The 23468-nt window shown below is 57.5% G+C and carries 24 protein-coding genes; 16 read left to right on the plus strand and 8 right to left on the minus strand.

Going from position 1 to position 23468, the window contains the following annotated elements; all coding sequences use genetic code 11:
• The first annotated feature begins 138 nt into the window (after window positions 1-138).
• From A8B84_RS13425 to A8B84_RS13470, 10 genes are all read left to right on the plus strand, one after another.
• Window positions 139-1014, plus strand: a complete 876-nt coding sequence (locus A8B84_RS13425) for a DUF6708 domain-containing protein (RefSeq protein WP_064229646.1) — start codon at window positions 139-141, stop codon at window positions 1012-1014.
• 185 nt (window positions 1015-1199) lie between these two features.
• On the plus strand, window positions 1200-1661 hold the full coding sequence (locus tag A8B84_RS21895) for a hypothetical protein (protein WP_227512832.1): 462 nt from the start codon (window positions 1200-1202) through the stop codon (window positions 1659-1661).
• Window positions 1662-1880: 219 nt separating this feature from the next.
• Window positions 1881-2900, plus strand: a complete 1020-nt coding sequence (locus A8B84_RS13435) for a hypothetical protein (protein ID WP_064229648.1) — start codon at window positions 1881-1883, stop codon at window positions 2898-2900.
• A gap of 99 nt (window positions 2901-2999) precedes the next feature.
• Complete coding sequence (locus A8B84_RS13440; RefSeq protein ID WP_227512833.1) at window positions 3000-3449, plus strand: DUF4124 domain-containing protein; 450 nt, start codon at window positions 3000-3002, stop codon at window positions 3447-3449.
• 76 nt (window positions 3450-3525) lie between these two features.
• A complete protein-coding gene (locus tag A8B84_RS13445; RefSeq protein WP_064229649.1) occupies window positions 3526-4380 on the plus strand; it encodes a DNA ligase in 855 nt (284 codons plus the stop codon).
• A 115-nt stretch (window positions 4381-4495) separates the two neighbouring features.
• Entirely contained in the window at window positions 4496-4753 is a 258-nt protein-coding gene (locus A8B84_RS13450) for a YdcH family protein (protein ID WP_064229650.1), read from the plus strand.
• Between the two features lie 93 nt (window positions 4754-4846).
• Complete coding sequence (locus A8B84_RS13455) at window positions 4847-6175, plus strand: glycerophosphodiester phosphodiesterase family protein (protein ID WP_064229651.1); 1329 nt, start codon at window positions 4847-4849, stop codon at window positions 6173-6175.
• A gap of 138 nt (window positions 6176-6313) precedes the next feature.
• On the plus strand, window positions 6314-6640 hold the full coding sequence (locus A8B84_RS13460) for a DUF883 family protein (RefSeq protein ID WP_064229652.1): 327 nt from the start codon (window positions 6314-6316) through the stop codon (window positions 6638-6640).
• Window positions 6641-6642: 2 nt separating this feature from the next.
• Window positions 6643-7125: a hypothetical protein gene (locus A8B84_RS13465; protein ID WP_064229653.1), complete on the plus strand. Its 483-nt coding sequence runs from the start codon at window positions 6643-6645 to the stop codon at window positions 7123-7125.
• A 192-nt stretch (window positions 7126-7317) separates the two neighbouring features.
• A complete protein-coding gene (locus tag A8B84_RS13470) occupies window positions 7318-7896 on the plus strand; it encodes a porin family protein (RefSeq protein WP_064229654.1) in 579 nt (192 codons plus the stop codon).
• Between the two features lie 39 nt (window positions 7897-7935).
• Here A8B84_RS13470 and cysK read toward each other — a convergent pair whose 3' ends face one another.
• The 3 genes from cysK to A8B84_RS13485 all read right to left on the minus strand — a co-directional run bounded on the left by cysK (window position 7936) and on the right by A8B84_RS13485 (window position 12378).
• The gene (cysK, locus tag A8B84_RS13475) at window positions 7936-8907 is read right to left on the minus strand and encodes a cysteine synthase A (RefSeq protein ID WP_064229655.1); all 972 of its coding nucleotides are present in this window, start codon (window positions 8905-8907) and stop codon (window positions 7936-7938) included.
• A gap of 49 nt (window positions 8908-8956) precedes the next feature.
• The gene (locus A8B84_RS13480) at window positions 8957-11866 is read right to left on the minus strand and encodes a transporter substrate-binding domain-containing protein (protein WP_082905161.1); all 2910 of its coding nucleotides are present in this window, start codon (window positions 11864-11866) and stop codon (window positions 8957-8959) included.
• 68 nt (window positions 11867-11934) lie between these two features.
• A complete protein-coding gene (locus tag A8B84_RS13485) occupies window positions 11935-12378 on the minus strand; it encodes a methylglyoxal synthase (protein WP_064229656.1) in 444 nt (147 codons plus the stop codon).
• 83 nt (window positions 12379-12461) lie between these two features.
• Between A8B84_RS13485 and A8B84_RS13490 the strand changes: the two genes are divergently transcribed.
• On the plus strand, window positions 12462-13253 hold the full coding sequence (locus A8B84_RS13490) for an ATP-binding protein (protein ID WP_064229657.1): 792 nt from the start codon (window positions 12462-12464) through the stop codon (window positions 13251-13253).
• Here A8B84_RS13490 and A8B84_RS13495 read toward each other — a convergent pair whose 3' ends face one another.
• Genes A8B84_RS13495 through pdsR form a run of 3 tightly spaced genes read right to left on the minus strand, consistent with a single transcriptional unit; the run spans window position 13254 to window position 17315 of the window.
• On the minus strand, window positions 13254-14561 hold the full coding sequence (locus A8B84_RS13495) for a DUF3422 family protein (protein ID WP_064229658.1): 1308 nt from the start codon (window positions 14559-14561) through the stop codon (window positions 13254-13256).
• A gap of 18 nt (window positions 14562-14579) precedes the next feature.
• Window positions 14580-16610 (minus strand): ATP-binding protein, encoded by a 2031-nt coding sequence (locus tag A8B84_RS13500; protein WP_064229659.1) that lies wholly within the window; start codon window positions 16608-16610, stop codon window positions 14580-14582.
• Window positions 16611-16613: 3 nt separating this feature from the next.
• Entirely contained in the window at window positions 16614-17315 is a 702-nt protein-coding gene (pdsR, locus tag A8B84_RS13505) for a proteobacterial dedicated sortase system response regulator (RefSeq protein ID WP_064229660.1), read from the minus strand.
• 433 nt (window positions 17316-17748) lie between these two features.
• Here pdsR and A8B84_RS13510 point away from each other — a divergent pair, with 433 nt between their 5' ends.
• The 5 genes from A8B84_RS13510 to A8B84_RS13530 all read left to right on the plus strand — a co-directional run bounded on the left by A8B84_RS13510 (window position 17749) and on the right by A8B84_RS13530 (window position 21822).
• Window positions 17749-19746 carry a marine proteobacterial sortase target protein gene (locus A8B84_RS13510; RefSeq protein WP_227512834.1) on the plus strand — a complete coding sequence of 666 codons (1998 nt, stop codon included), beginning with the start codon at window positions 17749-17751 and terminating at the stop codon, window positions 19744-19746.
• Complete coding sequence (locus A8B84_RS13515) at window positions 19743-20333, plus strand: class GN sortase (RefSeq protein WP_064229662.1); 591 nt, start codon at window positions 19743-19745, stop codon at window positions 20331-20333. Before A8B84_RS13510 ends, A8B84_RS13515 begins: the two co-directional genes overlap by 4 nt.
• A 48-nt stretch (window positions 20334-20381) precedes the next feature.
• On the plus strand, window positions 20382-21080 hold the full coding sequence (locus A8B84_RS13520; RefSeq protein WP_064229663.1) for a lysophospholipid acyltransferase family protein: 699 nt from the start codon (window positions 20382-20384) through the stop codon (window positions 21078-21080).
• Between the two features lie 95 nt (window positions 21081-21175).
• The gene (locus tag A8B84_RS13525; RefSeq protein WP_064229664.1) at window positions 21176-21418 is read left to right on the plus strand and encodes a GlsB/YeaQ/YmgE family stress response membrane protein; all 243 of its coding nucleotides are present in this window, start codon (window positions 21176-21178) and stop codon (window positions 21416-21418) included.
• A gap of 2 nt (window positions 21419-21420) precedes the next feature.
• Entirely contained in the window at window positions 21421-21822 is a 402-nt protein-coding gene (locus tag A8B84_RS13530) for an MAPEG family protein (RefSeq protein ID WP_064229665.1), read from the plus strand.
• 68 nt (window positions 21823-21890) lie between these two features.
• Here A8B84_RS13530 and A8B84_RS13535 read toward each other — a convergent pair whose 3' ends face one another.
• The gene (locus A8B84_RS13535; RefSeq protein ID WP_064229666.1) at window positions 21891-22544 is read right to left on the minus strand and encodes a DUF2202 domain-containing protein; all 654 of its coding nucleotides are present in this window, start codon (window positions 22542-22544) and stop codon (window positions 21891-21893) included.
• A gap of 308 nt (window positions 22545-22852) precedes the next feature.
• Window positions 22853-23293 (minus strand): OmpA family protein, encoded by a 441-nt coding sequence (locus A8B84_RS13540; protein ID WP_064229667.1) that lies wholly within the window; start codon window positions 23291-23293, stop codon window positions 22853-22855.
• Window positions 23294-23468 lie beyond the last annotated feature (175 nt).

The raw sequence follows: 23468 nt of genomic DNA on the forward strand, positions 1-23468 counted from the left end.
CAGTAATCGAGGTTTTCCTGACACTGAGTTCTGCCCTATTGAACTGACGACCGAGTGAGAAGGATAGCCGGAAAATCACGGGCGAAAATGGACTCCGCATTATTCTAAACGGCAATGACGTAGAGGGGTTAGGTGTCGATGAAAGACTCGCCTTTGAGCTGTGATTTTCCGGAAACGGATTTGGAAGAACTGCTTGACACCAGGGTATTCCACACGAGGGGAGCACAGCTTGCTAGTCCACCGGCGAAGCCAGTGGTTGGTGTTTCTGATTCGTCGGAAGATATGGAATTGGCTGTTGCTTACATCTGCGAACGATTTATAGATATACGGACGGCATTTTCCCTTTTCCGAAGAGGGATGCTGGTTGTGGTAAATCTATTTATGGTGATCGTTCTGTTACTAATGTGGTTTATCGATAATTTCTATTCGGAAGCACTAATGGCAACAGCGGCCTTCCTTGTACCAGTATGGGTTGCGTTCTATCTATTCGAGATCTTCTTTCCACTAACGCTGCCGGTCAGAATTGATCGCGACGGTAAGTGTGTCTACGTTGTCCGTCGGGGCACCTGTTACCAGATCCCTTGGGAAGACCTGGAGGTGGCTTTTTCATACAATTGGCAATATTTTGGTTCAGGCGTCATGTGGGATAAGCAATATTACGCTCATATTTATCTTCGGGATAAGTATTATTTCTGTGGAAGGCGTCCCAAAAGGCAGCTGGAGCGCAAGAAGATTTTTTCTTGTTATAAAGAGGAAGATCTTTATCGGAGATGGAACTTTGTTTTGAGGTTTTTTAATCAAGGCCTGCTTCCTGAAGATTCCAGTAATCTTGAAGTGGCTAATTACGACTCATATTTGGACGGGTTGCATGGGAAGCCTGTAATAGCAAAGTTTTTTGGTCATCTGGTATTTATTTTTCTTATGCCAACCGTTATTTGGTGGAAATTCTCTCCCTTCAAATACAAATGGCCGAAGGAAGTCGAGGCGATATTTGGGAAAGTTAATTATCATTGAGTTTGAGGTCTACCTTAATGGCTGCTATCGCTTCATGAAAGACTCGCCTTTGAAGTGTGATTTCCCGGAAACGGATCTAGAGCAACAGCTGGAAAGGAAACTGTATCGCACTCATGGTGCTCGGCTCGCCAGTCTACCGGCCCGAAAAGTTGCGGTGGTATCCGATTCTTCGGAAGGGTTAGACCATGCCGTTTCGATTTTTCAGCGTCGCGCTGCCGGTACTGATTTCCCTTCTTTTTTCATCTGTGGCGGTAGCGAAACCGCCCGGGCTGACACTCGCCAACGTGTATCAAAAGGGCATGCCGCTGGAAGGCTACTGGATCAGTGAAAACCTCGACGGGGTGCGCGCATATTGGACCGGCGAGCGATTTCTTTCCCGTGGCGGACATGAGTATCGGGCACCCGGTTGGTTCACCAGAGGGTTTCCGGAGCGCCCCCTGGATGGTGCACTCAAGGTACACATCCGTCGATTCAAGGAAGTTCACCGACCTAATCCTGGCTCCGGCGGTACCACGGTCGTCAAAACTGAGTTGCAGGACTTGCCGGATGGCGATTGGTGGATTCATCGGAGATTCTTGCCTGACGGCATAGAATACTGGCTAGAGACTCCCAGACCTTCAGGCTGGTGTTTCACGAATGGGCGATAAGGGCGCGAATGGTTGCGGACCTTGGTACTGGCAGAGAGTACGTATTTCCTGCACCACCGGTTAGGGATCCTCTGGTTTACCAGGAGCTCAGGCACGGCAATCATGAGGCTCCAGATTTTACTAAAGATGATGCTCCGTTCTGGGCTAGCTTGACTACCAATCGGCGAGCTTTGAGTGTTCTTTCTCATCGAAAACTGAACACTGTGGAGGAAGCCCCCGATGTCTGAAACCTCGTATTACGGCCCTACCGCTTGGCAACCCGACCGAGACAGTAGTCCACGTCTTCGTGGGCAGTTGGATCAGCGTTCCCGGGGTTTTCGCTTTCAGTGGACGGCTGGGCAGAAACTGTCCAAAGAGTATGTTTCCAACGTGGTCCCGGGCGACTTTTTGGAAACCTGGCTGCCGGGACAGGATGAGGACACTAACTGGTACGTTGAAGACGGCCGAGGTGAAGAGAGGAAGAGAGTTCCGATGGCCTGGATCAACCAGGAAAGCATTCGCTGGGCTACGCTGCCAGGCTCTTCTTGGCGATGGTTATTGCTCAAAGTATTTGCGAAGTTTACGTTGATTTTAGGAGGAGTGGGAATTTTCCTCGCTTCCGTGGCTGTTACGCTCCTTCTTGATGTTAGCGCTGAAGAAAAGAGGCAGTTATTCCTAGAGGGCTTTTTGCCGATACTTGTCTATGGAGGGGGCGGCTGCGCTCTCATTTGGGGGTGTGTCAGCCTCATCGAACACCTCTTCCCCAGCTGGATCTACAAAGACCCCAAAGGCCCTCTTTGGGAATTCAACCGCCGAACCGGCCTCGTCACCGCCTTCCGCAATCCCAAGAAAAAGCGGGACGCTGGACAGATTGCCTGGCAATCACCGTTTGCCGAATTTGATGGCTATGTCCACACTGGCCCGACGCACCAGGGCTTACCTCTTTATTACGGTGCGATGGTTCATCGTTTCCGGGAAGAGGCGCTGCCGCTGACCGACTTCCAGGCTGCGTCCAGCAACGATGAAGACCACAAGGCCCTATGGAATTTCTGGCTGCAATACATGGACAGCACCGCCCCGCTGCCAGATATTCCGCTGTTTGAGCCGCATCGTCACAAGGACCCGGTGACCGCCGAGCATGACAAACGCATCGGCCGAAATCCCCGTTACTGGCGGGATATGGACGAGGCCACCTACAAACAGAAAACGGACGAGATGTACAAACGCTGTCTCAAAGTCTTCAGTTTCGCCAGCAGGTGAGCTTACCTGCTCCTCGCTGAGGTGCTAGGCTTCCAACGACGTAGAAGGCATATCCTCGCTGGTGCGCCAAGGATTTAACGAAGTGAAAAGGAGTTCTTTGTGAAAGCATTTCTGGTTCTGATCTCTCTCTGTCTTATCCCCCTCTCCGCAAACGCCGGCGTCTACAAATGGGTCGATGCCAACGGCCAGACCCATTTCGGGGACCGTCCACCGGCTCAGGGGACATCCAGTGAAGTTGCGGTGAAGGCCGCTCCGGCGAGTGTGGATGCGGGTGCCCGGGAGCGACATCAGAAGATGACCGAGTTTCTGGAACAGCAGCAGGAAGAGCGAGAGGCACGTCAGGCAGCCAATGCCAAGGCTGAAGAGAAAGCGGAGAAGCAAGCCGAGCTGTGCAGAAAGCTTCGGGCGCGCCTCAAGCATCTGGCCAGCGTCTCAACCTTTTACAACATTAACGATCAGGGCGAGCGGGTCTATGTGAATGAGGACGAGAACACCCGTATTCGTGAGGATTTCCGGAAAAAGGTGAGGAGCACCTGCGGAAACGACTGATACGCGGTTGATGACCAGGGGCGGAAAGGAAGTCTGGCCTCTGTAGGAAAAAGCAACTGAGAGCAAAGGAATTGCCATGTCTTTTCGATTATTCAGCGCCGTGCTGCCGGTGCTGATTTCCCTTCTGTTTTCCCCCGTGGCGGTAGCGAAACCGCCCGAGCTGACACTTGCCAACGTGTATCAAATGGGCATGCCGCTGGACGGCTACTGGGTCAGTGAAAAGCTCGACGGGGTGCGCGCATACTGGACAGGCGAGCGATTTCTTTCCCGTGGCGGTCATGAGTATCGAGCGCCCGGTTGGTTCACCAGAGGGTTTCCGGCGCATCCCCTGGACGGTGAGCTCTGGATGGGGCGCGGCCGTTTTGCGGAATTGTCAGGAGCGGTGCGTCAGGTGGTGCCCGATGATGACGATTGGCGGCGGATTCGGTTCATGGTGTTTGATCTTCCGGATCAGAAGGCTACCTTCGATCAACGCCTGGTCCGGCTGAAGGCGTTGATCGAGAAAGTCGGGTCACCCCATATGGCGCTTGTCGATCAGCAGCGAGCGAGCAGCCATGAGGATTTGATGCTGCGTCTGGACAAGGTGGTGGCTGGTGGGGGCGAGGGCTTGATGCTGCGGCTGGGCGCCAGTGGTTACCGAAGTGGGCGCTCGAATGATCTGCTGAAAGTGAAACGGTATCAGGATGCCGAAGCAGTGGTGGTTCATCACCTGCCGGGCAAGGGCAAATACGAGGGGCTGATGGGGTCACTGCTGGTGGAGTTGGAAGATGGCAGGCAATTCCGGATTGGTTCCGGGTTCAGCGACTCCGAGCGAGCCTCACCTCCAAAACCCGGAACCACGATCACATTCAAGTACTATGGCCTCACCGCCACTGGTCTGCCTCGCTTTGCCAGCTTTCTCCGTATCCGGAACGATGAACCTGCGCGGTAATTGGGCGCGCAGGCGTACTGGCGCTTGACGGGGATCAAGACTGACGAAGGCAGCGAGCCCTACACTGAAATGAGTCAACTTCATCTCATCCCCCACAGTCACGGAGACTGCGCGAATGTCCCTGGAAAAACACGATCTGATTCACGAACTGCCCGAATCCAAAGAAGCCATTCATCTGCTGAAGACCAACAGCCATCACTTCGCCAAGCTGTTTGATGAATATCATGAGGCGGACCATGCCGTTCATCGCATTGAAACTGGCGCTGAAAACACGTCCGATGAATACCTCGAAACCCTCAAGAAGAAGCGACTGAACCTGAAGGATCAGCTGTTCGCGATGATTCGTGAATACGAAGCCTCAACGGCAGGCTGAGCATCACGCCCTCGTAACAAAAACGTCGTTCCGTCGTAACCCTCCTTGTGAACACTGATGATGCAGTATCATTCATTTCACAAGGAGCTGGTTATGAAGTTACGCACGATCCTGGGCCTGATGCTATGCACAGTCGCCCTCTCTGTGGCGCAAGCTGCGCCGGGTAAGTCACACCCCGACTCCTGGGTTCCACCTGGTCTGGATGACTGGAAAGATGTGCCTGCCCAATCCTGGCATAAGCGCGCTGGCGGTAAGCAGCCCATCCATCTGGGGCCAAGGCCGTTATGGCTGGTTGAGAATATGGATGAGGGCCCGCTGAAGGAGCGCCTGCAGTCCTGCAATGCCTGCCATCTCAAGCGTTCTGATTTCTCCATCGGCCACCGTGGTGCACCGCTGCAGTTTCCCGAACACACCAAGGAGTCCTACGTTGCCGCCGCGCAAATGGGCGCGGGCATTGTGGAATGCGACGTTGCATTCACCAAGGACCGTGAGCTGGTTTGCCGGCACGCCCAGAACGACCTGCACACCACCACTAACATCGTTGCGGTACCCGAGCTGAACGCCAAGTGCACCCAGCCATTTGTTCCGGCCGATCCGGCCTCAGGCACACCGGCCCGGGCCGAGTGTCGCACCAGTGATATTACCCTGGCCGAGTTCAAGACCCTGAAGGGCAAGATGGATGCCTACAACCCCATGGCAACCACACCGGAGGAGTATCTGGCTGGCACAGCCGACTGGCGCACCGATCTCTATGCCAGCCGGGGTACGCTGATGACTCACAAAGAAAGCATCGAGCTGTTCAAGGCGCTGGGGGTAAAGTTCACGCCGGAGCTGAAATCGCCGGTGGTGGATATGCCGTTTGAGGGTGACTACAGCCAGCAGGATTATGCCCGCCAGATGATCCAGGATTACGTTGATGCCGGAGTTGAGCCGGGGAATGTGTGGCCCCAGTCGTTCAATCTGGAGGATGTGCTGTTCTGGATAAACGAGACGCCCCGGTTTGGCCGGCAGGCGGTTTTCCTTGATCAGTCAGCGCCCACATCGAAAAACACGTCGTTGGCTTACATGGAGAGTCTTCAGGCACAGGGCGTGAATATTCTGGCGCCGGCCCTCTGGAAAATGCTGACGCTTGATAGCTACGGTGAAATTGTTCCCTCCGAGTACGCTGAGAATGCCCGCACCGCGGGTCTGGATCTGATTGCCTGGACGGTTGAACGCAGTGGGCCGCTGGCAAATGGTGGTGGCTGGTATTATCAGACCGTGACCGATGCCATTAACAACGACGGCGACATGCTTACCGTGATCGATGTTCTGGCTCGTGAGGTGGGTGTAATCGGTATCTTCTCAGACTGGCCGGCGACTACCACGTTTTATGCCAACTGCATGGGGTTGGCGGGGAAGCCCTTGAAGTCGAACCGATGAGTTAACGGCCGGTAACGTGCGCCTGAATTCCATGTGCTACGCTGGGAAGTGTCTCCGCAAAATATCAATGACTGGCGGAGCGCTCTTAGCCTGGAATCGCCAAATTAGCAGTAAATTTATTGTTTAAGGAGGCACAACATGGAAGCCAAATCGACGACTCAGGACGACTACAATCAGGTCAAGCGTGATCTTCAGGAACTGCGCGAGGATCTGGCCAAGCTGACCCGGACGGTTTCGGAGAGTCAGAAAAGCAACATCAGCAGTCTGCGTGATGAAATCCGTCGGGAGAGTCGCGAGGCCCTTGATCAGGTCAGGCAGAGGGGCGATGAGGCGTTGCATCGTGTCAAGGATGCCGGAGACAAAGCGTTTCACGATGTTGAACACAAGATTGAGGAGCGGCCGTTCCTCAGCATCATCGTCATGTTTCTCGCGGGTATTCTGGTAGGCAAGATGCTTGATCGCTGATCATGCTTGATTCCCCTCAGGTACGGGGTGCGGTGCGCAAGGCTGCCGCTGCCATCATCGGTTTTTTGCTGGCGATGGTCTTGCTCACCGCCCTGCTGCTGTTCGGATTTTACCTGCTTGTTCAGGCAGCCGTCCTTGCGCTGTCACCCTGGCTCGGCGAGGCCGGCGCCATGGGGCTGGCAGGGTTCGTGTGTATGCTCGCACTTGCGCTCGTCTTCCATCGCCTGACGCGCCCGGTTTCCTCTAGCAAGCGTCCCAAGGAGTCGAATGCTCAATCGGGCTCAGGTATTGATGCCATCCGCAATCTGATCAAAGAAAACCCCTTGGAAGCTGCCCTAATGGCCTTTGCGGTGGGTATCGCGGAACAGAAAGACCCGCGGCTTAAATCACTGCTTTTGCAAGGCGGCATGGAACTGATGAAACAGGCAGAATCCGCAGAGCTTGATGAGTCCACTTCTGGTGAGGATCCACTGAAAGACGATTAAGCCTCCGTAGATCCCGGATCCACCGTTTAAACTGAAGTCCTTGTTTCTCCTAAATTAATTCCGGATTACCAGATCTTAGTCCGGTTTTAACCCGGTTGGGCCAAAATTCCTTGTAGGGTGAGTTCAGGTAATTGAAAGACAGCTTTCGGTTGCCGGTGAAAGGATATCTGAACTCACCAGGAGGAACGCCTTATGAACTCTGCAATCCGTTTTACCAGTGCCGCACTTTTCACAGCCTCTTTTGTCACTGCGCCCGCAGCTTTGGCTCAGGGCAGCGTGGAGCGGGACCAGTCAGGCCCCTATATCAGCGGCAGCTACGGTGGCTACAAATCCCACGGGGGCGAGTTTGAGGATGAGAACGATCTGCTTGGCGCCGCCGTCGGCTACCAGTTTAATCCGTTTTTTGCCCTGGAAGCGGAGTACATCGATTTTGGCAACTTTGGCGAGGATAACGTGGAGGGCAAGCTGAAAGGCTTTGGCCTGGGTGCTGTTGGTCGTCTGCCTCTCACTGACAGCTTCGGCGTATATGGCAAAGCCGGTGCCTTTGCTTCTGCTTTTGATGTCGACGCATTCAACGAGAGTGAAACCTATGATGAGGTATCGCCCTTTGTGGGTGCCGGTGTGGATTTCAGGGTAACGCCGGATCTGACGGCATTCGCCGAGTACAATCGCTACAACATCGACATTGATAAAGAGGACTTCAACGGGCAGGTAACCAACAGCGGACCGGAGTTTGATACCGGCCGGGTCGGCCTGAAGTATCAGTTCTGATGAGTGCAAGGCGCAGCGCGAGGCTGCGCCTTTTTACAGTTACTGAACGTTCTCCTGTTCGCCAAACCGGTCCGCGAACAATGCCGACGAGAGATACCGCTCTGCAGTATCCGGCAGGACCACCACAATATTCTTACCCTGGTATTCCGGCTGCTTGCTGATCCGAACCGCAGCTACCACTGCAGCGCCGCAGGAAATACCGCAGAGAATGCCCTCTTCCTGCATCAGCCGGTGGGCCATGTCCATGGCGTCTTCATTGGATACCGCTTCCACCTGGTCGACCAGATCAAGATCCAGATTCTTGGGTACGAATCCGGCACCGATGCCCTGAATCTTGTGCGGCGCGGGTTTGGGATCTTCTCCGTTCATCACCTGACTTATCACCGGGGAATCCGTCGGCTCCACAGCGACGGTGGTAATCTGCTTGCCTTTGGTGCCCTTGATGTAGCGGGATACGCCAGTCAGCGTACCGCCAGTGCCAACGCCTGCCACGAAGATATCGATTTCACCGTCGGTGTCGTTCCAGATTTCCGGCCCGGTGGTGTCCTCGTGTATTCGGGGGTTGGCCGGGTTCTGGAACTGCTGGGGCAGAAAATGATTGTCCGGGTCGGCGGCAAAGATTTCTTCGGCCTTGGCGATGGCACCGGGCATACCTTTGGCAGGTTCGGTCAGTACCAGTTCTGCTCCAAGGGCTTTCAGCACCTTGCGGCGCTCCAGGCTCATGGAAGCGGGCATGGTCAGGACCAGTTTATAGCCCCGGGCTGCTGCAACAAATGCCAGTGCGATGCCCGTGTTGCCACTGGTGGGCTCCACGATGGTCATGCCGGGTTTCAGAGTGCCGCGCTTTTCAGCGTCCCAGATCATGGCTGAGCCGATCCGGCATTTGACCGAATAGGCCGGGTTGCGGCCCTCAATCTTGGCCCAGATAGTTGCGCCTTCGTTGACCCGGTTCAGTTTTACCAGCGGGGTATTGCCAATGGAGAGTGAGTTGTCCTCGTAGATACGTGCCATGGCGTTCTCCTTATCCTTGTGTTTTCCCGCATCTTAGCACCACTTCTGATCAGACCGCTCGTACCTCAAGACGGTTCCTGCCATTCTGTTTGGCCTGGTACAGGGCCTGATCGGCCTGTCTCAGAAATTCTGCCGGAGAGGCCTCCGGCCCCGGAATCCCCGTTGCCAGACCAATGCTGATGGTCAGCCGGATATCATTGTGACCGCATATGTTGCAGGCACTGGCGACAGCCTCCCGGAATGTCTCCAGACGGTTGCGGATTTCATCGCTGTCCTCGTAGCTCGCAAAAACCACGAACTCCTCGCCGCCAAACCTCGATAACCGGTCGGTTTCCCGACGAAAGTGTTTGCGCATGGTATCGGCCAGCGCTTTCAGGCAGAGGTCGCCGGCCTCATGGCCGAAGGTGTCGTTGATCTTTTTGAAGTGGTCGGCGTCGACCATGGCCACCGCAATACCGGAGTGGTGCCGCTGGCACCACTGGAAGCTTTTCCGGAACTCCTGGTCGAAGTAGCTTCGGTTCCCAAGTTGAGTCAGGTCATCGGTCACGCTCAGGCGGGCCAGCGTCTCATTGGCGACCGCCAGTTCCTTGTTCAGACGGCCCAGTTTCCGGTTCCAGTAGATCAGCAGGGCCGTCACCAGGGCGCCGGCAATCAGAAGCTGCCAGATCAGCGTATAGTCCACTGTCTGTTTCAACTGGATGTTGCGCCAATGGCTCTCCAGGCTCCGTCGCTCTTCCGTGGTCAGGCTGGACACCAGTTTCTGCATGATGCCAAGGAGAACCGGTTCGTCGTCCCGGATGGCAACGGCCAGCGACCAGTCTGCGGGGATCCTGCCAATGACTTTCAGGTCCGCCAGGCCAAGTTCCTGCATGTAGTAGCTGGCAGTTGCCAGGGTCGTGATGTAGCCGTCCAGCTCATGGTTCTGAAGGCGCCGGAGCCCCTCCTGCTCGTTGCTGACTCCGATCAGGTCCATGGACGGATAGCGGGTTTGCAGGAGTTCGGCAAAGGCATAGCCCTCGACAACGCCCACTTTCTGGCCGCGAAGGTCGCCAATCCGTTCGATGAATGGTGCTTCGATCCGCCCCAGGACGACGTTGGGAACTTCCAGGTAGGGCTCGGTGAAATTCATGAATTCGGACCGTTCCGGCGTTTTCATGGCCATGGCCAGCAGATCGCATCGGCGCTCCCGCGCAGCCTGCATGGACTGCTGCCAATTGTCGGTTGGCACCACGTCGAAATGGATTGGCGTGCGCTCGGCGAACAGTCGGAACACCTCTGCAGAAAGGCCTGCATGCTTTCTGTTTGCATCCCTACCCTCCAGGGGAAGCCAGTCGGGGTCAATGCACATGGACACCCGGTTGCTGCGGTTTTCCAGCCATGCCAGTTCCGCTTCTGTCAGGTTTGCCTTGCCAGTGCCGGGCTGTCGGGTTCCACCGCTGGCGCCGAGCCAACGGTCTTCGATGGTGCGGATTTCTTCGGCACTGATGGTGGCCAGGGCCTGATCGAGAATGCCGGCCAGAGGCGCAAGGCCCGGGCGTACGCCGAATCGGAGATCCTCACCCGGCAGGCCATCCAGAATCAGTTCCCCGGCGATACGGACCCCCGGAAGTCCCAGTTCACGAACCCAGAAATTGCCGTTGGGCAATGCCGCCAGAACCACATCGACCTGGCCTCTGGCGAGGGCTTCGAACATCGCATCCTGGGCGGTGAATATACGGGCGTCGTCTCCCAGCGCTTCCTGCAATGGCTGTTCGTAATAGATGCCGGAGCCCAGCGCCACTCGCATACCCTTGAGGTCCTCAAGGGTGTTAAGGGAAAGATCCTGTTCTCGGGTGAAGGCCACATTGGGGATGGTGTGATATGGCTCGGTGAAGCGGGTGAAAGCGCTGCGTTCAGGGCTGAACGACATGTTTGCCAGTATGTCGATCTCGCCGTTCCGGAACAGTGGCAACAGTTCGATCCACTGGCCGCCCACGGGAATTACCTGTAGCCCGGTCAGATCTGACAGCCGGTTCAGGATATCCACCGTCAGGCCCTGGATGCGCGTACCACTCTCAAAGCTGTAGGGGGCATAGTCCCGCATCAGCCCGACGCGGACCGGGCCGGTTTCCGCAATGAACCGGCGCTGTTCGGGGCTGAGAACAAAATTCCCGGAGCCAGAGAGACTGGCACCGCCAAATTCCTGCCAACGCTCCAGCAGTTCGCGTTTGCGCTGGTCCGGAATCTCCGCAAGGCCCTGACTGATCCGATTGAACAGGGCCTCATTGGTTTTCAGAACGCCGATGCGGAAGTCCTCGCGGGCAAGATCGCCCAGCGGTGCCTTGCCGGCAATGGCAAGGAAACGAAAGCCGGCCTCGTTGGCGTAATACTGAAGAGTAAGCTGCGGCCCGATAATCACATCCACCCATCCGAAAGCCAGTGCCCGAATCAGGCTGTGCAGCGAGTCGTATGTGTTGAGTGTGATGCCCTTTTCGGTAAGGGCATCGCGGTAATAGATGTCTCGCACGACACCCACTCTCAGACCCTGAAGGTCCTCAATGCTGTCGACATTCCCGACTGGATTCTGGGTGTCATGCATCAGGTAAGTCTGTCGAATGTGGTAAGGCTCGGTAAACAGGATTTGCTCTGCACGGTCCTGACGAAAGGAGATGCCATCAATAACGTCGAGTTCGCCCCGCATGAAGGCGCCGTAGACTTCTGGCCAGCTGCCGGCCCTGAAGGTGAACTTCAGATCAGCCTGTTCGGCGACTTCCCGCAGAATATCAACGGAAAAACCGGAGGCGCCGCGCCCCTCATTAAAAGAATAGGGTTTGTTGTCAGCGACGATGCCGACAGTAACGGTATCGGACACCTCCTGGGCCCAGGCCGGAGGTGCGGCGAGTAGGTAAACCAGTGCGAAAAGAACAGCGACGGCCACTCTCTTGAACGGGCATTGGCAGGGGGTGGCAAGGGAGTTCATCGGGGCGCCGGCGGTCCTCTACAGCTACATTACCAGTGTAGTCATAACCACCGGCCTTGCCTACTGCCTCAGGTGCTGACCGAGCGGCCGGTGTAATCGGAGAAATCGGGCTTCCTCGGCTGATGCTGGTCGTCGGTCATGTACGCTGAAGTCAGGATAAATTCCGCGGTTGCCCGGTTGCAGGCCACGGGGATGTTCCAGAGTGCGGCAATACGCAACAGGGCTTTGATATCCGGGTCATGGGGTTGAGGTTCCAGAGGGTCCCAGAAGAACACCAGCAGGTCGATTTCGCCCTCGGCGATCTTGGCGCCGATTTGCTGGTCGCCGCCCAGGGGGCCGCTGAGCAGGCAATGGATGTCATCCCGCTCCAGGTTGTCCCGGAGCAGCCGGCCGGTGGTGCCGGTGGCGTAGAGTTTCAGTGGGGCAAAACGGGTGCGGTTTTCGGCAACCCAGTCCACCAGTTCCTTTTTCTTGTTGTCGTGTGCCACCAAAGCGACGGATTTTACGGCCATTTGGGGTAAAGTCTCCTGTTATCACAGTTTTTACAGGGTCAGTGTTTCACAGCCTGACCCGGGACGGAATAGGAAAGAGGTTTATGTCCGCGACTGCATCCTTTGACTGGCAATCCACCCCGGCCGCCGTCTGGCGCCGCCATCGCTCGGGGCTTCGCGCCATCCGCCGGCTCGATCCGGTGCAGTGGCAGGATCTGAAGGGTATCGACCGACAGCAGCAGGCCCTGGCCCGCAACACCGAGCGCTTTCTTGCCGGCGAGCCTTCCAACAACGCTTTGCTCTGGGGCTCCCGGGGCACGGGCAAGTCCTCGTTGATCAAGGCGCTGTTGAATCGCTATCAGGAGCGCGGGCTCCGGATGATCGAGGTGGACAAGGACGATCTGGTCAACCTGCCGGAAATTGTCGACGAAATCTGCGATCTGCCGTTCTGGTTCGTGATTTTCTGCGACGACCTGTCGTTTGATGTTGGTGAGTCCAGCTACAAGGCCCTGAAAAGTGTACTGGAGGGTTCCCTGGAACTGCCTCCGGAGAACGTGCGGGTGTATGCCACCTCCAACCGCCGCCACCTTATGCCGGAGTTTATGTCTGACAACCTCAAGAGCGAGATGCGGGACGGTGAGCTGCATCCGGCGGAGGCCATCGAGGAACAGGTGTCCCTGGCGGACCGGTTTGGTCTGCAGCTGTCGTTCTACGCGTTTTCGCAAGGGGTGTACCTGCAGGCCGTGGATGCGCTTTTCCCGGAATTTGATGACCGGGAAGGGCTGCATCGCGAGGCGATTCGCTTTGCTACCGCCAAGGGTGTGCGCAACGGCCGAACGGCCCAGCAGTTCTACCGTCAGTTTGCCGGCGACCGGGATCTGGGCAAGCTTAAGTAGCTATTGCCGTTTTGCCATCTTGATGAAGTGATGGTGAACCACCCGAACCCCCAGGAAGACCAGGGCCATCACCACCGGAATGGCGATGCCCAGAACCAGGGTTTTGTTGAAGACGACACCGGCCTCGTAGACCGAATCCAGGCCGAACTTGAGCAGGCCAATCAGGTAATAGGTGATGGCCACCACGGAGAAACCTTCCACAGTGTGCTGCATCATCAGCTGAATTTTGGAGCGACGGTCCATGGAGCTGAGCAGCTGCTGGTTCTGGCTCTGGATGGCCAGCTCCACCCGGGTGCGCATCATGTCTGAGGCCCGGTCTACCCGGCGGGACAGGTCTTCCAGTCGCTCACTCACGGCTTCGCAGGTTTTCACCGCCGGTGTCAGCCGACGGGTCATGAACTCGGTCAGGGTCAGGTGGCCGGAAAGTTCGTCCTCCCGCAATTCCTCCAGCCGGGTCAGTACCAGCCGGTGATAGGCGCGGGTGGCGGAGAAGCGGAACGTGGAATGGGCCCGGAAGGCTTCGATACGGGCTGCAATGTTGGTCAGCTGGGCCAACAGTTTCTCTTCATCCACATCTTCGTTTTCCGCCAGTGACCGGGTGATCACCGCCAGCTTTTCGTCCATATCGTTCAGGGATGGCGTGATTTCCCGGGCAACCGGCAGCGCCAGCAGTGACATCAGGCGGTAAGTTTCGATCTCCATCAGGCGTTGGGTCAGTCGGCCCAGCTGGCTGTCCGACATGTGGTGGTTCATCACCATGAATCGGCCAAAGCCATCGCTGTGCAGCCGGAAGGTGCCCCATACCCGGGCGGCACCCTCCTGGGGACTGCTGCCAATCAGCCGCATGCCCTCGAAGTGCTTGCGCACGTAATCCAGGTCGCCCTCGGTTCCGTCAGAAGCGGGCCGGACTTCCAGGTGGAATGCCGCGATCACGGTACCGGTCAGTTGCTCCAGCCATCCTTCGGGCAGCGGGGTGATACCGGTCTCGGTAAAGGGTGTTTCATCTCCGGCTTCCAGATTGATAAAGGTGTAGGATGCGAACTCCATGTGCATCTCGCGACGCACCCGCAGTGAACCGAAGGTGTGTTCAAAGCAGCCCACCTCGTTTTCCGGCACCGGATGCCCCATCAGGCGATGGAGTTCCTGAAGATGCCGGAATTGCTGCTCCCGCTGCTCCGGGGTCGTCATCACCGCCATCTGGGTGACCCGCGCCGGGGTTGGAAGCACCTGAAACGGCCGTGAATGCAGCTCGTTGTAGAGATCGTTCCGAAGCGGATGAATATCGAGGGAGTCCAGGCGTGCGCTCACGGCGGGAAGTTCCTGTTTTCAAGAATGGATGGCAGGGATAATAACCCGGAAGCTTACGCCGTCAATGCCACCTTGGGTGCGGTTACGGGCTTCCACCCGGGCACCATGGTAGTCGGCAATCAGGCTGACGATCAGCAAACCCTGCCCCAGGTGGCCCTGTTCCTGGCCGTCCCGCATCGAGACAAACGGGCTGAAGATGTCGGTGGTGGTGTCTTCCGGCAGTGTCGAGCCCTGGTTGAAAACCGACAGGCAGAAGCCCTCTGGTGTGTTTTTCAGCCCCACTTCAATCAGACCATCCGGCGGTGTGAAATCCCGGGCGTTGTCCACCAGTTTGTCGAGCAGTTGCACCATCAGCTCCGGAGAACCGGTAATCGCGCAGCCCGCCTCGGGCCCTGAATAGCGGATCTGGTGGCTGCTGTCGAGGGCCTGGTAGGCGGCCGTGGCTTCGGCGGCCACTTCGGCCAGATCAAACTGTTCTTTATCCGCATGGTCCAGGCTCTGTTCAAGCCGAGCTGCTTCGCTCATGCCGTGGAGGATCTGCCGGAGGCGTTCGGTGGCTGAGGCCGCCCGTTCAATATACTGCCTGCGCTCTTCTTCTGAGTTGCTGTGGTTGAGGTTTTCCAGCGAGGAACGGACCACCGCGACAGGGGTCTTCAGCTCGTGGGACAGTCGCCTGGAAAAACTCTCCAGGTAGCGGTTGTAACCGTGGAGGCGGTCCACCATCAGGCTGAAGTGCCGTTGCAACTGGCCCAGTTCGTCCTTGCTTCGGGCATCCGGCACTCTGCCGGTGATTCGCCCGTCTTCGTCGATACTGGCACTGACAGCGCGCTGCAGCCGTGTAATCCGCCAGGACAGCCAACTGGCGTAGCCAAGCAGAACCAGGGTGATTGCGACAATGATGAGGGTGCTGCGGGCAATGACCGAGCCCAGGGCAGAGCCGGAGAGGGTCAGAAGCTGATCCAGTGATTGCTCCAGGATCAGCGTGCGACCACCGAAAACCTCCCGGGTGGTCAGCAGCCAGGCGCTGTCATCCTCGTGGCGGACCAGACCTGTCTCCGGGAGCGCTTCAACTGCCACGCGGTTAGTGCCGGTTGTGATGGCGGTCGGTTCCGGCTGGTAAAGGCGCACCAGACCCCGGAGCGCATTGAGACTGATCTGCTCCACCACCTGAAGCGGGCTGAGGCTGTCGAACTCCGGTGTTTTCGTGGCAGAGCCAGACTGCTGTCGCGCGATCACCCAGCCGGCCGGTTCAACCAGACGTACCCGTTGGCCCTGGTTCAGTTGTGGCTCCAGCTGGCGCTCGAGGGCCAGATTGCGACTGACCAGAACCGGCAGTGGGTCGACCGGCGTGGAGACGCCTGTTGTCTGGTCCTGGCCCCAAAATGCTGCAAAGCCCAGGCGGCTGCGGTCGGCGGGCATGGGCAATTTCAGTTCCAGTTGCCAGCCCTCGCCGGTGCCCTGCAAAAAGCCGGAGATACGGTAGTCCGGCTGTCGGCTGGCCTCTTCCAGACCGTAAAGCTGGCCCGGGGCTGGCGTTCGCAGCAGCCAGGACCTTCGGATCGCGTCGGGGGCAAGGTTACCGGGGGCAGGCTCCAGCCAGAGCCGGAGACGGTCATGGGGCTGGTCCGGGTTGCCGGGATTGAAGAACACGGGTTGCCGTTGGTTGACGCGGATCAGCAGATACAGGTTCCGCCGGTCGGTCACCGCCTGCCACTGGAGGGATGGCTCGCCGGCCTCTGTGCTGGTCTGGCCCTGCCAGTTTCTTGCCTGGTTTTCCTCGTCATACCCCGGCCAGTCGTCGCCATAACCATCCAGATTCAGGTTGCCGGCGAGGGGTTCGACGTAAATTGCTGGCTCATCAGGCCCGATAACGGTGGTGCCGATAATCTGGTCGCCGGCGGTCTGGGCCAGTCTCCCGGCCTGGGCCTGCAGTTGCTGCCGGGCCTGTTGTCGGAGGGCGTCGTCCAGTTCCAGGACAAACTGCAGGCCTGCCCAGGGAATCAGCAGCATCAGCAGGCTGGCGACGAACAGCTGGCGCTTGAGGTTCAAGGCTCAGACCTCACGGGCGTTCCAGCGATAACCCATGCCGTAGGCGGTCTGGATGCCATCGAAGGTCTCATCCAGTTGCTGGAACTTGCGGCGGATGCGTTTGATATGAGAGGTGACCGTGTTGTCGTCCAGCACGGTGCTGGCGGCTTCCATCAACTGTTCCCGGCTGCGTACATGGCCCGGGTGCTGGACCAGCGAGTGCAGCATCCAGAATTCGGTGACCGTCAGGTCAATGGGGGTTTCGTCCCAGGCGACGGTCATACGATCCACATTGAGGGTGAGCTTGCCCCGCTGGAGCACTTCGTCCGGCTTCTGGAGGGCTTCGGCCCAGGCGTCGGCCCGTCTGAGCAGGGCGGTAACCCGGGCCAGCAGGTGGTCCAGGCTCATGTCTTTGGTGACGTAATCATCGGCCCCAAGGCGCAGGCCGTGTACAGAATCTATGTCGCTGTCACGGGCGGTCAGGAAGATAATCGGCAGGGTCTGGGACAGTGACCTCAGATCCTGGCACAGCGCGAAGCCACCCTCCGGTTCATCGCCCAGGCCAACGTCGATGATGGCAAGGTCCGGCAATGACTGCCGCAACACCTGCCAGGCCGACGACCGGTCGCCATGGGCGGTCACGCGATAGCCACGGCGTTCGAATGCGGCGCGGTAGTTGTCGCGGATGGCGGGTTCGTCTTCGATCAGTACAACGTGTTTCTTCATGGTGGCGGCTGCTTCCCGTTGCCGGTGTGTGCCTATTTAACCACGGCAGGTGCTGATAACAAGGGCGCAGGCCGTTGTTGCCATAATTCATCATTTTTTGAGGGCGGTTTGTCGCTTTCTGCCATGGGAGTTCCTTTCCGGATTGCTGAAATGGCGGTGTTTCGCACAGTCATGCAGTCACAAGGATTCTCTCATGATGCTCTCTTATTTACGGCTTTACTCCCCTGTTTTAGACAGGAGTTCACCGCCCGGCAGCTCCGCGGTGGCCTCCAAAACACGCTGTGAATACGTCCCTGTACGCTCGGCTCCGCCATCCATGGCTCCGCACGGTTTTGGAAACCACCGCGGAGCTACCTCTGATTTCGCGGGATCTCGGCGACTTCGATTCAAAAGAATCGGTGAGGGCATTAGCCTATGGCTGGCAGTTTTGCTGATGCTGTTTGTTCACCCACTGTATGCCGAAGCCAATGAGGCAGACAACGTCGGCCAGTTGCATTTTGTCGATGGCCAGGGGCAATGGCAGGAACCGGCGCTGGTGCTGGACAGCGAATTCGACATTCAGGTCAGCGGACTGATTGCCGACACCCGGTTGTTGCGCAGTTTCCGGAATACCAGTGACCAGTGGCGCGAGGGCGTTTTCGTGTTCCCGTTGCCCGAGAAGGCCAGTGTCTATGGTCTGACCATGAAAGTTGGGGAGCGGACCATTGAGGGCAAGGTGCAGCCGAAAGAGACGGCGCGTCGGACCTATGAGAACGCAAAGCAGGCCGGGCAGCATGCGGCAAATGTGGAGCAGCAGCGTCCGAATCTGTTTACTGCCCGGGTTGCCAATATCCCGCCGGGGGAGACGGTTTCGGTTGAGCTGAAGTACCAGCAACCGGTGCAGTATCAGGCCGGGGTGTTCGAGCTCACTGTTCCAACCACGCTGACGCCGCGTTACATGCCGGGAGCGCCAGTTCGCAATGCACCGGATCAGTGGCAAGGCGGGTGGGCGCTGCCGACGAGCGAGGTGCCGGATGCCGGTGCTATCAGTCCGTTTACGGTAACCCCGGCTGATGTGGCGGATGACAGCCACCGGGCGGTGATCAATCTGGTGATTGATTCCGGGCTACCGCTGGAGAGCGTCTCCAGTCCGTCGCACCGTCTCGCGAGCAGTCAGGATGGCCAGACTTTCAGGATTCGTCCCGATGGCGGCGAGGTCCTGATGAATCGTGATTTCGTGGTGCGGTGGCGTCCGGTTGCCGGGCTGGAACCCTCCGCAGCGGTTTTTCACCAGTCCTGGCAGGGTGAGGATTATCTCATGGCGATGCTGGTGCCGGGCGAAAACGGCACCATGGCGCTGCCCCGGGATCTGGTGTTCGTGATTGACACCTCCGGTTCCATGGCAGGGGAATCGATCCGCCAGGCCCGAAGTGCCCTTCAGGCCGGTCTGGACACGCTGACGCCACGGGACCGGTTCAATGTGATTCAGTTCAACAGTCAGACTCACTCGCTGTTTATGCAACCGGAAGTGGCGACCGGCAATAACCTCGCCCGGGCCCGTCGGTACGTTGACCGTCTGCGGGCCGACGGCGGTACCGAGATGGCGCCGGCTCTGTCCAGAGCTCTGGAAAGTGCCAGTGAGAGTGAAGACGGCGCGCGGGTGCGTCAGGTGATTTTCATTACCGATGGAGCAGTAGGCAATGAGGCGGCGCTGTTTCGGCAGATCCGTCAGCAACTGGGCAAACAGCGGTTGTTTACCGTGGGCATTGGTTCTGCGCCGAATCGGCATTTCATGCGTGAGGCCGCCCGCTGGGGCCGGGGTACTTATACGGCGATCCACTCGCCTTCCGATGTGGATGGTCCTTTGCAGGCGCTGTTTTCGGCCATGGAGTCGCCGGTTCTGACGGATATCCGGGTTGACTGGCCCGGCCAGGAGACAGGCAAGGAGTTCTTTCCGAGGCGCCCGGGCGACCTGTTCCAGGGCGAGCCGTTGATTCATGTGGTGCGGGGTGCCCCGGCCATGGGAGAGCTGAAGGTGTCGGGGCGCCTGCCGGGTGGCAAGGACTGGACCAGAACGCTGGACCTGCAGCAGGCCGCCCCGGCAAGCGGGCTTCATCGCCATTGGGCGAGAGAGAAGATCGACGGCCTGGAGGATGAGGCCAGGGTGACGGGCCGGGAGCCGGACAAGGCCGGCATTACCGAACTGGCGGTCAGCCACGGCTTGATGTCGGCCTACACCAGTTTTGTGGCCGTGGATTCCACACCGGTGCGAAGTTCAGAGACCCCAATGGAAACGGATAATTTGCCCACTCTTCTGCCGGCGGGCAGCCAGACCGGCATGCTGCGCTATCCGCAGACGGCAACATCAGCGCCGCTGCTGATCGCGCTTGGCCTGGTCGGGCTGATGTTCTCCCTGGCGATCGTGTTGCTGCAGAGGAGGACACTTTCATGACAAAGCTGTTGCTTCTGTTATTGACCAGCTCTGCTACCTTGTTGGTATTCGGGTTATGGATTCCGCTCAAGGCGGTTATTGCCCAGGAATTGCTGGAGGTTGCCTGGGCGGAAAGCCAGGCCCGGCAGACGGACTCACGGCCGTGGCCCTGGGCGGATACCTGGCCGGTGGCTCGCCTGGCTATTCCGGAGCTGAACGACACGATGATTGTTCTGGCCGATACCCACGGCGAGAGTCTGGCATTTGGGCCCGGTCGGTTAACCGGTAGCGAAGATCCTGGCGGAGCCGTGATCATTGCCGGACACCGGGATACCCATTTCCGAAGCCTGAAAGCACTGGAAACCGGCAATGAGGTTCGCCTGCAAGGCCGGGATGGCCGTTGGCAGAGCTACCTCGTTGAGGGTGCCCGGGTTGTGGACAGCCGTTCAGAGCTGATTGACACCCAGCGTTTGCCGGCAGGAACGCTTCTGCTGGTGACCTGTTACCCGTTCGACAGTGTCGACGCTGGTGGGCCGCTGCGATACGTCGTCAGGGCTTCAGCAAAGGGTAAACAAAGGGAACAAATCGACACTGTTGCCGGAATATAAAGTTGGCGTACACTTGTGCGCCAAAAATTGGCTGCAGAGTTTGGTTGCATGGGTATTATCAGAAAACTGCTGGCGTGGCTGAGTGTCCCGATCATCTGCCTGTTCGCGCTGGTGTTCTACGCGGCAAGGCCGTTCAATCCGGATAACAACCGTATCCTGGCGCGCGTCGTCGCTCGTTTCGGGCGGGCGGTTCTGGGTATGGAGCGCCCTCTTGAAGGCTGGGAAAACATGCCACAGGACCGGCCTACCGTCGTCATTGCCAATCACCAGCACAATGACGATCTGTTTGTTGTGGGCGACTTGTTGCCGCCGCGCACCGTTACGGTTGGTAAATCGTCACTGGTCTGGGTGCCTTTCTTTGGTCAGGTCTTCTGGCTGGGCGGCAACGTTATCCTTAATCGTGGGCGCTCCCACAAGGCCATTGCGGTTATGAAGGCCACCAGCAGTGCCATCGCCCGGGATCGCAAAAGTCTCTGGGTTTTCCCCGAGGGCACCCGTAGCAAGGGCCGGGGCCTGCAGAAATTCAAAAAAGGCGCGTTTCACGCAGCGGTGGCATCCGGAGCGCCGATCACTATGGTGTGTGTCCAGGAATACGCCGATGAGGCGAAAGGCTGGAGCGGCCGCCGTGAATCGGTAGCCATCCGGGTTTTGCCACCCATTGAAACAGAGGGCCTCACCGTCGAGGATATTCCGGAACTGATGGCCCGATGTCATCGGCAAATGTCTGAGGCCATTGCCGCACTGTGATTCACTCCCCCGGAAGTGCTTGAAGCACCACTGGAAACAGGGCAGTCTTGCGGGACTGATCGTTTCGTTCAACGACCCTCAGGGAGAGGCAAGAGATGAATCTGATTCTGTTTCTGATTATAGGCGGTGTGGCCGGTTGGCTGGCTGGTTTGATCATGAAGGGCCGTGGCTTTGGCGTTCTGGCCAACATCGGTATTGGTATTGTCGGCTCGTTTCTTGGCGGTTTTGTGTTCCGCCTCTTGGGCCTGGCGGCCCAGGGTGCTATTGGTGAGCTGGTAACCGCAACGGTAGGCGCTGTGTTGCTTCTCGCTATCGTTAGTGCAATCAAGAAGGCCTGAGCATGATCGTACCCGTAACCGGAGTGTTTGCCGCAGTCATTGGCATTCTTTTGCTGGTGTTGTCGGCTCAGGTCGTCAAATTCCGTCTGAAGTATAAAAAGGGCCTGGGCGTCACCGATGACCGGGACTTTGAGGCGGCTGTCCGGGCCCATGCCAACCTGGTGGAGTACGCCCCTCTTGGTCTGATCATGCTTGCCATCGCAGAGCTCAACGGCGTTGCCAGCGGCCTGATCTACTGGACCGGCATGGCTCTGGTGGTTGGCCGCATCCTCCACGCCTTTGGCATGATCAATGGCCGAGGTGGCACCCACTGGGCGCGTATGGTGGGCATACTGCTGACCTGGCTGGCAATCCTGGTGGCTGCATTGTTGCTGCTGTGGAACGTCTGGCAGGTCTATGGCTAAGTTAATAACAGAACGGGGCGGCTCTGGGCCGCCCCGTTCTTGTTTCGATGACCTGGTTTTACGGTAGATCAGTCCTCAACCTGGCTCTCGTCGTTAAGGATAAGCTCCACTTCTTCCGCATCCAGCACCTGAGGCTCATAGGTCAGTCCCTGTGCCTCGATGACGCTTACAAAGGCTTTCAGGTGGCTTTTCGAGCCATCGAGAAGGTTGGAATAGGCAAGGATAATGGCGCGCTCATCGGTTTGATTAATCGCGGCCAGAATGTCTCTCATATCCTTCTCTTCGATCAGGCCTCCGACGAACAGGCCGTCAATGAACGAGTTTTTGCCCTTGGCGACCAATTCATTATAGAGGTTCTGGAGTTCTTCGTTGGTGAAGACGCCAATGGTGTCGTTTACCACTGGATCTTCAACGCCAAATTTGGTCAGCAGGTAATCAACGCTACTGGTATGGGATTCTTCGGAAAGCGCGATTCTGGCAAAGACCTGTGTTCTGTCGCCCCAGTGCTGGTCCATGGTGAGATAGACGTCCCGGGCAAGCTTTTCCTCTTCCCGCATGAACTGCAGATCGCTGACCTCAATGGTGGTCAGGTCTTCCGAGTTGGCAGTTTCCGTAGACCGATCTCCGCCGTCGCTGTTGCGGGGGCCGCCGGCAGCAAACGCTGCGCTGGTAGCAAACATCGAACCAATGAGTGCGGCAGTGATGAAGGGTTTTGTGTTCATAGTGACCTCTCTAGTCAGGTAATGGTTAAACCCTGGATACATGACTAAGACGAGGAAATTGGGCAAAAGGTTCGTTAAATAAAGGTAAGTTTGCTTTCTTTTTTGTAATTAAGTCACTGTTTTTGCTAAATAATAATTTTCACCCTTAATATGGCTAATCCGCTTAATACCATATAAATCAGAATAATTAAGATTCCAGAAAAGCCGAAGATTGGTTCAGTTGTGTGTCTCGTCGCTGGTGAGCGGGCGGCATCCGGCCCCCGCGATGACGGAAGTCCGGGGGCGGTTTTTGTCGTGGTTGCCTCGGCCTAGAGCGCCTGGGCCACATCCAGAGTCCGATATTCCAGTTCAACACGCCGGTTGGCTGCCCGATCTTCCGGGGTTGCCAGAGGACGGGCTGAGCCCCAGTGACTCACAAGAATCCGGGATTCCGCAACGCCTTCCTGCATGAGCATCCGCGCGACCGCGTTGGCCCGCAATCGAGAGAGAAACCGGTTGTAGTCTTCGGAGCCGAAGTTGTCGGAGTGGCCATGAATTCTGACGCTGACCGAAGGATGTTCCTTCAGATACGCGGCATGCTGTTGCAGGAACGCAATGTCATCACTGTTCAGCGAGTGCTTGTTGAAGCCGTAATGAAACTTCATACGGTGCGGGCGCCTGGTTCCGGCTTCAAAGTTGGCTGTGGTGAAGCCGGCGGCTATCGCGGCATTGGCAATCAGCTCCGGGTTATCCAATACGAGTACGGTCATCTGAAAAATCCTTGGTTCGGTATCCGGTTTTTCTTGTTATTCCTGTTCACTATTGGCTGGAGCAGGAACAACGGCAATTGGCGAAAGGTCGATATATGGCCCGGTACAGTCCGTCGATGGAACCGATTAAATGTCATTTCTGTGACATCCCAATGACAGCCGGACCAGTCGTTTG

It is taken from the genome of Marinobacter sp. EhC06 (genome assembly GCF_001650915.1).
Lineage (GTDB): Bacteria > Pseudomonadota > Gammaproteobacteria > Pseudomonadales > Oleiphilaceae > Marinobacter.